General features: G+C 73.5%; 9 protein-coding genes and 1 pseudogene. 7 read left to right on the forward strand and 3 right to left on the reverse strand.

What is annotated here, in order from left to right; genetic code table 11:
• Position 1: 1 nt before the first annotated feature.
• The 3 genes from ACI6QG_RS18580 to ACI6QG_RS18590 are packed head-to-tail and all read left to right on the forward strand — an operon-like array spanning position 2 to position 2,593.
• The gene (locus tag ACI6QG_RS18580; RefSeq protein ID WP_407026084.1) at positions 2-541 is read left to right on the forward strand and encodes a TRAP transporter small permease; all 540 of its coding nucleotides are present in this window, start codon (positions 2-4) and stop codon (positions 539-541) included.
• A 4-nt stretch (positions 542-545) separates the two neighbouring features.
• Entirely contained in the window at positions 546-1,847 is a 1,302-nt protein-coding gene (locus ACI6QG_RS18585; protein ID WP_407026085.1) for a TRAP transporter large permease, read from the forward strand.
• A complete protein-coding gene (locus ACI6QG_RS18590; protein WP_407026086.1) occupies positions 1,844-2,593 on the forward strand; it encodes a metallophosphoesterase family protein in 750 nt (249 codons plus the stop codon). Before ACI6QG_RS18585 ends, ACI6QG_RS18590 begins: the two co-directional genes overlap by 4 nt.
• 5 nt (positions 2,594-2,598) lie before the next feature.
• Here the strand turns inward: ACI6QG_RS18590 and ACI6QG_RS18595 are convergent, their stop codons facing one another.
• The gene (locus tag ACI6QG_RS18595) at positions 2,599-3,447 is read right to left on the reverse strand and encodes an SAM-dependent methyltransferase (RefSeq protein WP_407026087.1); all 849 of its coding nucleotides are present in this window, start codon (positions 3,445-3,447) and stop codon (positions 2,599-2,601) included.
• On the reverse strand, positions 3,444-3,782 hold the full coding sequence (locus ACI6QG_RS18600; protein WP_407026088.1) for a P-loop NTPase family protein: 339 nt from the start codon (positions 3,780-3,782) through the stop codon (positions 3,444-3,446). The genes ACI6QG_RS18595 and ACI6QG_RS18600 overlap by 4 nt, the downstream gene beginning before the upstream one ends.
• 84 nt (positions 3,783-3,866) lie before the next feature.
• Between ACI6QG_RS18600 and ACI6QG_RS18605 the strand changes: the two genes are divergently transcribed.
• Both ACI6QG_RS18605 and metH read left to right on the forward strand, forming a co-directional pair.
• Positions 3,867-4,835 (forward strand): ArsR/SmtB family transcription factor, encoded by a 969-nt coding sequence (locus ACI6QG_RS18605; protein WP_407026089.1) that lies wholly within the window; start codon positions 3,867-3,869, stop codon positions 4,833-4,835.
• 5 nt (positions 4,836-4,840) lie between these two features.
• Positions 4,841-8,335: a methionine synthase gene (metH, locus tag ACI6QG_RS18610; protein WP_407026090.1), complete on the forward strand. Its 3,495-nt coding sequence runs from the start codon at positions 4,841-4,843 to the stop codon at positions 8,333-8,335.
• A 12-nt stretch (positions 8,336-8,347) separates the two neighbouring features.
• On the opposite strand, the gene ACI6QG_RS18615 is transcribed toward metH, so the two are convergent.
• Positions 8,348-9,157: a metallophosphoesterase family protein gene (locus ACI6QG_RS18615; protein ID WP_407026091.1), complete on the reverse strand. Its 810-nt coding sequence runs from the start codon at positions 9,155-9,157 to the stop codon at positions 8,348-8,350.
• A gap of 69 nt (positions 9,158-9,226) precedes the next feature.
• On the opposite strand from ACI6QG_RS18615, the gene ACI6QG_RS18620 reads away from it, so the two are divergent.
• Entirely contained in the window at positions 9,227-10,114 is an 888-nt protein-coding gene (locus tag ACI6QG_RS18620; protein ID WP_407026092.1) for a cation diffusion facilitator family transporter, read from the forward strand.
• Positions 10,111-10,692, forward strand: a pseudogene (locus ACI6QG_RS18625) (hypothetical protein); the annotation flags it as partial. The gene ACI6QG_RS18620 and the pseudogene ACI6QG_RS18625, both read left to right, overlap by 4 nt.

A 10,692-nucleotide genomic window follows, 5' to 3' on the forward strand; every position in this document is an offset into this window, starting at 1 on the left:
CGTGCCGCGGCGCCTGCTCGATGCGTTGTATTGGGCGGGCGCCGCGGTGGCGGCGCTGGCGCTGCTGGGCATCTTCCTGCTGATGATGGCCCAGGTGGTGCTGCGGGAGCTGGGCATCCAGCTTCCCGGCGCCGACGACCTGGTGGCCTATCTCTGCGTGGCCTCCGCCTTCTTCGCGCTGGCCTTCACCTTCCGCCGGGGCGAGCTGATCCGCGTCGGCCTGGGCATCGAGCGCGTGCCGCCCGGCATGCGCCGCTGGGCCGAGGCCGCGGTGCTGGCGCTGGCCGCCGCCATCACCGCCACCATCGTGTGGTGGACCTGGCAGGACGCCATGTTCTCGCTGGAGATCGAGGAGGTGGCGCAGGGCACCGTGCCCTTCCCGATCTGGATTCCCAAGCTCTCCATGCCGCTCGGCTCCGGGCTGCTGCTGCTGGCGCTGCTGGAGGAGCTGTGGCGCGTGGCGGTGGCCGCCCGCAAGCCCGCCTACGTCGCGGCGGCGGAAGAGCGCGCCGCGCGCGGCGACTTCTCGGCGGAGGTCTAGGCGCATGGGGCTGCTCGAAATCGCGCTGGTGCTGCTGTTCCTGCTCTGCCTGCTGCTGGGCTCGGGGCTGTGGATCGCGCTGGCGCTCACCGGCACCGGCTGGGTCGCCACCAGCCTGGTGCATCCGCAGCCCGGGCTGTTCCTGGCCTCGGCCTTCTGGGAAAGCAGCGGCTCCTGGACGCTGGCGGCGCTGCCGATGTTCGTCTGGATGGGCGAGATCCTGTTCCGCACCAAGCTGAGCGAGGAGCTGTTCAACGGCCTCGCGCCCTGGGTGCGGCGGCTGCCGGGGCGGCTGCTGCACGTCAACATCCTGGCCTGCGGCATCTTCGGCAGCGTCTCCGGCTCTTCCGCCGCCACCTGCGCCACCGTGTCCAAGATCGCGCTGCCGGAACTCAGGCGCCGCGGCTATGACGAGCGCACGGCGATCGGCAGCCTCGCCACCGCGGGCACGCTGGGCATCATGATCCCGCCCTCCATCATCATGGTGGTCTATGCCGTGGCGGCGGAGGTCTCCATCGTGCGGGTCTTCATCGCCGGGATGCTGCCGGGGCTGCTGGTGATGGGGCTGTTCTCCCTCTACATCATCGCCTGGGCGCTGCTGAACCCGGCGAAGCAGCCGCCGGCCGGGCCGCGCCTCACCTTCATGCAGAAGCTGCGGGAATCCGCGCAGCTGATCCCCTGCGTGCTGCTCATCTTCGCCGTCATCGGCACCATGTTCGTCGGCTGGGCGACGGCCACCGAGGCCGCGGCCTTCGGCGTGCTGGGCTCGCTGATCCTCGCCGCCGTCACGCGCTCCCTCACCTGGTCCTCCTTCGTCGAGAGCCTGGCCGGGGCCACGCGGCTGTCCTGCATGATCCTGTTCATCCTGGCGGGCGCGGCCTTCCTGACCAAGGCGATGGCGCTGACCGGCATCCCGGCGGCGCTGGCGGCGGCGGTGGCGGGCGCCGGGCTGGGGCCCTACGCCATCATCGCCATCCTCACCGTGGTCTACCTCATCCTCGGCACCGCGCTGGATGGCGTGAGCATGATCGTGCTGACGACCAGCGTGGTGGTGCCGATGGTGCAGCATGCCGGCTTCGACCTGGTGTGGTTCGGCATCTTCATCGTGCTGCTGGTGGAGCTGGCGGAGATCTCGCCGCCGCTGGGCTTCAACCTCTTCGTCATGCAGACGATGACGGGCAAGGAGCAGACGGAGATCGCCTGGGCGGCGCTGCCCTTCTTCATGATGCTGGTGCTGACGGTGGCGCTGATCACGGTGTTCCCCGCCATCGTCACCTGGCTGCCGGACGTGCTGCTGGGCGCGTGACGCGGCTGGCCATCCTCGCCGACATCCACGGCAACCTGCCGGCGCTTGAGGCGGTGCTGGCCGACATCGCCGCCACCGCGCCGGATGCGGCGCTGCTGGACCTGGGCGACAGCGTCTCCGGCCCGCTCTGGCCGCGCGAGGTGCTGGCGCTGCTGCGCGCCCGCGCCATCCCCAGCCTGCGCGGCAACCATGACCGCTGGGTGGCGCAGTCGGCCAGCCCCGGCGCCACCGACGCCTTCGCGCGGCAGGCGGTGGGCGCCGACGGCGCGGCCTGGCTGGACGCGCTGCCGGCGCTGCGGCAGCCGGCGCCGGGGCTGGTGGCCTTCCACGCGCGGCCGGATGACGACGACGCCTACCTGCTGGAGGATGTGCGCGACGGCGCGCTGCACCCAGCACGGCCGGACGTGGTGGCGGCGCGGCTGGCCGGGCTGCCGCCGGGGCGGCTGGTGCTGTGCGCGCACAGCCATCGCGCGGCGCTGCTGGCGCTCCCGGATGGGCGGGTGGTGCTGAACCCTGGCAGCGTCGGCATGCCGGCCTATGCCGACCCGACGCCGCCGCACCCGCATGTCTCGGAAGCCGGCTCGCCGCATGCGCGCTACGCGCTGGCGGAGGTGGCGGCGGATGGCGCGCCGCTGCGGGTCGAGCTGCGCGCCATCGCCTATGGCTGGCAGGCGGCGGCTGACCGGGCCGCCGCGCTGGGCCGCACCGACTGGGCGCGCTGGCTGGGCAGCGGCTTCGCCGGCTGAGCCGCTCAGCCCGGCTTGCGCGCCGCCATGACGCGGTATTCCACCAAGCCCTCGGTCTGCAGGGTTTCGAGGAAGATGCCGCCGATCTCCGCCTCCAGCCGCACCGCCAGGGGGCCGAGCAGGCGCTGCTTCCAGGTGATCTCGCGCAGGCGCGGCGCGGCCTGTTCCATGGAGCGCACGCGCAGCAGCGGCGACAGGTCGCGTTCGTGCTGCACGGACAGACCCGCAGCTTCCAGCGCCGTGCGCCAGCCGGCGCGGCTGGGCGCGACGGGGCAGCGCCAGAAGCGGCGGAAGCCCTCCAGCCGCCGCCGCGCCTCGTCGGGCATCGCCTCCACCGGCATGTCATCCACCACCACCAGCCAGCCGCCGGGCGCCAGCGTGGCCGCCAGCCCGCTGATCGTCGCCGCGGGGTCGGCGGAGTGGATCAGGCTCTCGATGCCGTAGATCAGGTGGAAGGGGCCGGGCGGCGGCGCGTCGTAGGAGGCGACCTCGATGCGCACGCGCCCCTCCAGCCCCGCCGCGCGCACCGCCGCCATGCCGCGCGCCCCCTGCTCGGGCGAGAGGGTCAGCCCCAGCCATACGCCGCCCAGCTTCGGCGCGAGGTCCAGCATGGTGGCGCCGTAGCCGCAGCCGGCATCCAGCGCGCGGAAGCCCTCCGGCAGCGCCACCCCCTCCAGCATCAGCCGGTGCACCACCAGCGGCGAGGGCGGGCCGCCGTTGGGGTCCGTCAGCGCGCGATGGACCGGGTGCGCCGCCTCGCCCTCGGCGCGGCGCTCGCGGAAGAAGGACAGGCCGTCCAGCCAGCGATAGTAGCGCGCGACGCGGCGCGCCTGGGCTTCAGAAGCAGCGTTCACGCGAGGCGGAACCGCACGGCGGCCATCACGTCCTCGCGCAGCGCGGCGCGCAGGGCCTCGGCATCCTCCGGCGGCGCCACCACGCGGTCGAACCAGGCGCAGCCCTGGCGGACGCGCGCCTGGAACAGCCGGTCCAGCGCCTGCGCCGCCGCGCCGCGCCCGGTGCAACAGGCGCAGCCCGCCACGTGCGGCGCGCCGCCGCCGAAGCTCGCCGCCACCACCGCGCCGGACGGCAGGGCAGGGCAGGGCGCCTCGCTGACCCAGGCGGCGGGTGGGCCGTCGCCGGGGGCGGCGGCGAAGGTCACGGGGATGCGCGCGTCGAGGTTCCAGCCCATGGCCGGCAAGATGGCGCGGCCGGCCCCCGCCGCCAAGCATATCGCTGGACATAAGGATATGTTTATGCGATACGCCCGCCCCTGATGGACGAGCTGCTCACCCAATTGCGCGCCGCGGCCGAGCCGACCCGGCTGCGCCTGCTCGCCCTCTGCGCCCGCGGCGCCTTCTGCGTCAGCGAGATGTGCCAGATCCTCGGGCAAAGCCAGCCCCGCCTGTCGCGCCACCTCAAGCTGCTGGCCGAGGCCGGGCTGCTGCTCCGCACGCCCGAGGGGCCCAACGTGTATTTCCAGCTGCCGCCCGAGGCCGGCTTGGCCCGCGCCCTGCTGGCCCGCCTGCCGGAGGACGACCCGCTGCTGCAGGCCGATCGCCGCCTGGCCGCGCGCATCGCCGCCGAGCGCGCCCGCGCTGCCTCCGCCCTGTTCCAGCGCGCCGGCATGGAGTGGGACGAGACGCAGGCGCTGGGCCTGGACGCCGCGGCGCTGGAGGCCGCCATCCTCGACGCGCTGCCGGCGCGGCTGGACACGCTGCTGGACATCGGCACCGGCACCGGCCGCCTGCTGGAACTGGCCGCCCCGCGCGCCCGCCACGCCCTGGGCGTGGATGCCTCGCGCGAGATGCTGGCCCTGGCCCGCGCCCGCCTGAGCGAACGCGGCCTGGCCGAGCGCGCCGCCGTGCGCCTCGCCGACATGTACCGCCTGCCGATCGCCGATGCCTCGCAGGAGGCGGTGACGATGCAGATGGTGCTGCACTACGCCGAGGACCCGGCCGCCGCGCTGGCCGAGGCCGCGCGCGTGCTGAAGCCCGGCGGCCTGCTGCTGCTGGCCGACCTGGCGCCGCATGGCCGCACGGAATTGCTGGACCGCCTGGCGCATCGCTGGCCCGGCTTCGACGACGCCGCCATCGCCGGCTGGCTGGGCGAGGCGCGCTGCGCCCTGGCCCATGCCCGCACCATTCCCGGCCCGCTGGCCGCCCGCCTGTGGGTGGCGCAGAAGGCTGCCTCCTCCCAAACGCCGCCTGACGGCGGCTTGGCCCTCGCCATCACGGAACGCTGAACGCCATGTCCAAGCCGCATCTCCTCCAGGCCCTGCGCGACCGCGTGCTGCTGTGCGACGGCGGCATGGGCGCGCGCGTGCAGCAGATGGACCTGGAGATCGAGCGCGACTACTGGGGCCAGGAGAACTGCACCGACATCCTGTGCCTGTCGCGCCCCGACATCGTGCGCGAGATCCACGCCTCCTACTACGAGGCCGGCGCCGACATGGTGCTGACCAACAGCTTCGGCGGCTCCCCCGTCACGCTCGGCGAGTTCGGGCTGGAGGACCGCGCCTTCGAGATCAACAAGCGCGCCGTCGAGATCGCGCGCGAGGCCGCGGAGAGCTTCGCCGATGGCCGCCACCGCTGGGTGGTGGGCGACATCGGCCCCGGCACCAAGCTGCCCAGCCTGGGCCACATCGCCTATGACGCGCTGGAGGCGGCGCTGACGGTGCAGTGCCGCGCGCTGATCGCCGGCGGCGCCGACGCCATCCTGACCGAGACCAACCAGGACACGCTCTACATCAAGGCCGCGGTGAACGCCGCCAAGGCCGCCAAGGCCGAGGCCAACAGCGACATTCCCGTCTTCGTGCAGGTGACGGTGGAGACGACCGGCACGCTGCTGGTCGGCCCCGACATCGCCGCCGCCGCCGCCGTCATCCACGCGCTGGACGTGCCGCTGCTCGGCCTGAACTGCGCCACCGGCCCGCAGGAGATGGCCGAGCACGTGCGCTGGCTGTCGCGCAACTGGCCCGGCCTGCTGAGCGTGCAGCCCAATGCCGGCCTGCCGGAACTGGTGGACGGCAAGACGCATTACCCGCTGGGCGGGCCGGAACTCGCCACCTGGATGGAGCGCTTCGTCGTCGAGGACGGCTTCAACCTGATCGGCGGCTGCTGCGGCACCTCCACGCCGCACATCCAGGCGCTGGACGCCATGCTGCGCAAGCTGGGCGGCGCGCAGGCCCGCCCGGCGCCGGCGAAGCGCATCCATCACTGGGTGCCCTCGGTCGCCTCGCTCTACTCCGCAGTGTCGCTGCGGCAGGAGAACAGCTACTTCTCCATCGGCGAGCGCTGCAACGCCAATGGCTCCAAGGCGTGGCGCGAGCGGCAGGCGGCGCATGACTGGGATGGCTGCCTCGCCATCGGGCGCGAGCAGGTGGGCGAGGGCTCGAACTCGCTGGACATCTGCACCGCCTTCGTCGGCCGCGACGAGATGGCGGAGATGAACGAGGTGGTGACGCGCTTCACCAGCAGCGTGAACGCCCCGCTGGTGATTGACAGCACCGAGACGCCTGTCATCGAGGCGGCGCTGAAGCTGCACGGCGGCAAGCCCATCATCAACTCGATCAACTTCGAGGATGGCGAGGACGCGGCGCGCGACCGCATGGTGCTGGCAAAGAAGTTTGGCGCCGCCGTCATCGCGCTGACGATTGACGAGGTCGGCATGGCCAAGACCGCCGAGGACAAGCTGCGCATCGCCGCGCGCCTGGTGGACTTCGCCTGCACCAGGCACGGCCTGCCGCAGAGCGACCTGCTGATTGACCCGCTGACCTTCACCATCGCCACCGGCAACGAGGATGACCGCAAGCTGGGCCTGTGGACGCTGGAAGGCATCCGCATGATCCGCGAGGCCTTCCCGGACATCCAGATCATCCTGGGCCTGTCCAACATCTCGTTCGGGCTGAACCCGGCGGCGCGGCACGTGCTGAACAGCGTGTTCCTCGACCACGCGGTGAAGGCGGGGATGACGGGCGCCATCGTCCACGTCTCCAAGATCAAGCCCCTGCACGCCATCCCGCCCGAGGAGGTGGAGGTGATGGAGGACCTGATCTTCGACCGCCGCCGCGAGGGCTACGACCCGCTGCAGAAGGTCCTGGAGATGTTCGCCGGCCGCAAGGCCGCCGACGCCGCCGCCAAGGTGAAGGCCGAGACGGTGGAGGGCCGCCTGAAGGACCGCATCGTGGATGGCGACCGCAAGGGCCTGGATGACGAGCTGGCCGATGCGCTCGCCAAGGGCCTGACGCCGCTGGAGATCATCAACGACGTGCTGCTGGACGGCATGAAGGTGGTGGGCGAGCTGTTCGGCGCCGGCAAGATGCAGCTGCCCTTCGTGCTGCAGAGCGCGGAGACGATGAAGGCCGCCGTCGCCTACCTGGAGCCGCACATGGAGCGGATCGAGGGCCAGGAGAAGGGCATCATCGTGCTGGGCACGGTGAAGGGCGACGTCCACGACATCGGCAAGAACCTGGTGGACATCATCCTCACCAACAACGGCTACAAGGTGGTGAACCTGGGCATCAAGGTGCCGCTGACGGAGATCGTGAGCGCCGCGCGCGAGCACAAGGCGCACGCCATCGGCATGTCCGGCCTGCTGGTGAAGTCCACCGTGGTGATGCGCGAGAACCTGGAGGAGATGAGCCGCCAGGGCGTGGACATCCCCGTGCTGCTGGGCGGCGCGGCGCTGACGCGCAACTACGTGGAGGAGGATTGCGTGCGCGCCTATGCGTCGGGCCGCGTCGCCTATGCGCGCGACGCCTTCGACGGGCTGCACCTGATGGACAAGGTGGTGGGCAACGGCTTCGACGACTACCTGGCCGCCATCCAGGCCAAGCGCGGCGGCAAGGCCCGCAACGAGCGCCGCACCCTGGGCCAGGCCGACCCGCGCGGCTTCGCCCCGGTGGACGTGAACTACGCGCAAGGCCGCCGCCGGCGTGAGACCGCGGGCCTGCCCACCCCGACGCCGCCCTTCTGGGGCGCGCGCGTGATGGAGGCCGACCCCAAGGCGCTGGTGCCCTTCATCAACGAGCGCAGCCTGTATCAATTCCAGTGGGGCTTCCGGAAGGCCGGCCGCTCGCTGGAGGATTTCCTGGGCTGGGCGAAGCAGGAGCTGCGCCCGGTGCTGAAGCGCATGCTGGGCATCGGCATCGAGCAGGGCATCCTCAAGCCGCAGGCGATCTACGGCTACTGGAAATGCGCCGGCCAGGGCAACGACCTGATCCTGTTCGAGCAGGACGGCACCACGGAGGCCGCGCGCTTCACCCTGCCGCGCCAGCCCAAGGAGGATGGCGACTGCATCGCCGACTTCGTGCGCGACATCGAGGACCCGGAGCGCGACGTGATCGGCCTGCAGGTCGTCACCATGGGCCAGAAGGTCAGCGACGTGGCGCGCGAGTGGTTCGAGGAGAACCGCTACCAGGACTACCTCTACCTGCACGGGCTGGGCGTGGAGATGGCGGAGGCCCTGGCCGAATACGTGCACAAGCGCATCCGCGCCGAGCTGGGCTTCGCGGCCGAGGACGCGCGCGACATCGAGCAGATGCTCAGCCAGGGCTATCGCGGCGGCCGCTACTCCTTCGGCTACCCGGCCTGCCCGAAGCTGGAGGACCAGGCGCCGCTGCTGAAGCTGCTGGGCGCCGAGCGCATCGGCGTGGACCTGTCCGACGAATGGCAGCTGCACCCGGAGCAGAGCACCAGCGCCATCGTGCTGCATCATCCCAGGGCAAAGTATTTCTCCGTCTGAGGCGTGGCCGCCTCAGGCCGGGCCGCCTTCCAACGGCGTGTGGGGGCCGTAGACCTCGGGCATCTCGCCCAGGTCGTGCAGGTCCAGGGCGGGCAGGCGGTGCAGGATGTGCTCGGCCCGGCCGTCGGGGTGCAGGCGGTGCTCGGTCCAGCCCAGGCACTTCTCGCCCCAGCGGCGCTGCCAGCGGTCGCCCAGGATGAAGGAGGTGGCGGGCGCCCAGATCTGCCGCAGCCCCGCCGGCGCGTGGTCGCGCGCCTGGTGCACGTGGCCGCAGGCGACGAAGGCCGGGCGCAGCAGGCCCAGCAGCCGCGCGCGCGCCGCGCGGGGCAGGGCCCAGGGGCTGTCGGGCTCGTCCATCGCGTCCAGCATCACCGGCTTGTGCAGGAACAGGGCGATGCGCGGCGCGCCCCGCGCCTGCGCCGCCAGCCAGTCCCATTGCGCGTCGTCCAGCGCCTGGGCGTCCAGCCCCAGCAGGCGCCACCCGGGGGCGTCGCGCCGGAAGCGGCGCGGGCCGAAGGCGGCCTCCCACGCCGCCAGCCGGTCGGGCGTCACCGGCTGGGGGGCGGCGTCGCCCACGTCGTGGTTGCCGGGCACCGCGGCCCAGTCGGGGGCCAGCCCGGCATGGGCGTCGCGCGCCGCCGCCAGCTCGGCCGGCACGCCGGCGCCGTCCAGCGACAGGTCGCCCGTGGCCACCAGCAGGTCCGCCGCCGCGGCGCGCACCGCCGCCGCCGCCCCGCCGAAGTTGGCGGCGAAGCCCGGCACCCGGGGCGAAAGGTGGGCGTCGCTGAGCTGCGCGACGCGGAAGGGTTGCGCTTCCTGCATGGCGGCCCATCCTGGCCCCGCCGCGCCCTTCGCGCTATCCCGCCGTGCGTCCCCGCACAGGAACCCCGCGTGACCCGCGCCACCACCACCGCCGCCGGCAGCGTCGCCGTCGCCCTCGCCGTGCTGGCGCTGAAGGGCGTCGCGTGGTGGTGGACCGGCTCCGTCGCGCTGTTCGCCGACGCGCTGGAATCGGTGGTGAACGTGGCCGCCGCCATCGCGGCGCTGGCCGCGGTGCGCTACGCCGCCCTGCCGGCGGACGCCAACCACCCCTACGGCCACCACAAGGCGGAATACTTCTCCGCCGTGCTGGAAGGCGCGCTGATCCTGGCCGCCGCCTTCGTCATCCTGAACGAGGTCTGGGTGGCGGTGGCGGAGCGCCAGGTGGGCACGCTGACCTGGCCGGCCGCCGCGGTGGCGCTGGCGGCCACGGCCATCAACGCCCTGTGGTGCCGCCACCTGTTCGCCGAGGGGCGGCGCCTGCGCTCGCCCGCGCTGCTGGCCGACGCGCGCCACCTGCTGGCCGACGTCGTCACCTCGCTGGGGGTGCTGGCCGGCATCGCCCTGGCGGCCGCCACCGGCATCTGGTGGCTGGACCCGCTGATGGCCGGGCTGACGGCGGTGAACATCCTGGCCAGCGGCGCGCGGCTGATGCGCGAATCGGTGGGCGGGCTGATGGACGAGGCGCCCTCGCCCGCCGCCCTGGCCGAGATCCGCGCCATCATCTCCCGCCACGCCGAGGGCGCGATCGAGGCGCACGACATCCGTTCCCGCCACGCCGGGCGCTCCACCTTCATCGAGTTCCACCTGGTGGTCCCGGCGGCGATGACGGTGGAGGCGGCGCACGAGATCACCGACCGCGTGGAGGCCGCCCTGCGCGCCGAGCTGGGCGAGGCCATCATCACCATCCACGTCGAGCCCGAGGGCAAGGCCAAGCACAGCGGGGTGGTGGTCTTGTGAGCGTCCGGGCGCGCCTGGAGCCCACCCTGGGCCCGCGCCCCGCCCCGGCGGCGAAGGCCGCCCCGGCCATGGACGCGGCGAAGGCCGCTCCGGCCACGGATGCGGCAACGGCCGCCCCGGCTCAAGGCGCCCTGACCGCCGCCCCGGCCACCCCTGCGGCAACGGCCGCCCAGGGCACGGACGCGCCGGCCGCCCCACCCACCGACGCGCTGCCCACCCCCCGCTGGCCCCGCCCGTCCGGCGGCCCCGGCCCCCGCCTGGCGCTGCCGCTGTCGCTGCTGCTGCACGCCGCCGCGCTGGGGGCGGTGCTGGGCTGGGTGGGAAGGCCGCTGCCGCCGCCGCCGGCGCAGACCTCCGTCGAGATGGTGTGGGACGACGCGGCGGGCGAGCAGGTGAGCACGGAGGCGGAAGCCCCTGCGCCCCCCGCCGCGCCGCCTGCGCCGGCCCAGCCCGCGGCCGAGCCCTCGCCGCCCGCCCCGCCGCCCGCCCCGCCCCCAGCGGGGCCCCCACCCGCGCGGGCCACCCGGCGCCCCGCGGCCCGTGCAGCCGCGCGGCCCGCACCCCCGCGAGCACGGCGG

It is taken from the genome of Sabulicella flocculans (assembly GCF_045449635.1).
In the GTDB taxonomy this organism is placed as follows: Bacteria; Pseudomonadota; Alphaproteobacteria; order Acetobacterales; family Acetobacteraceae; genus Roseococcus.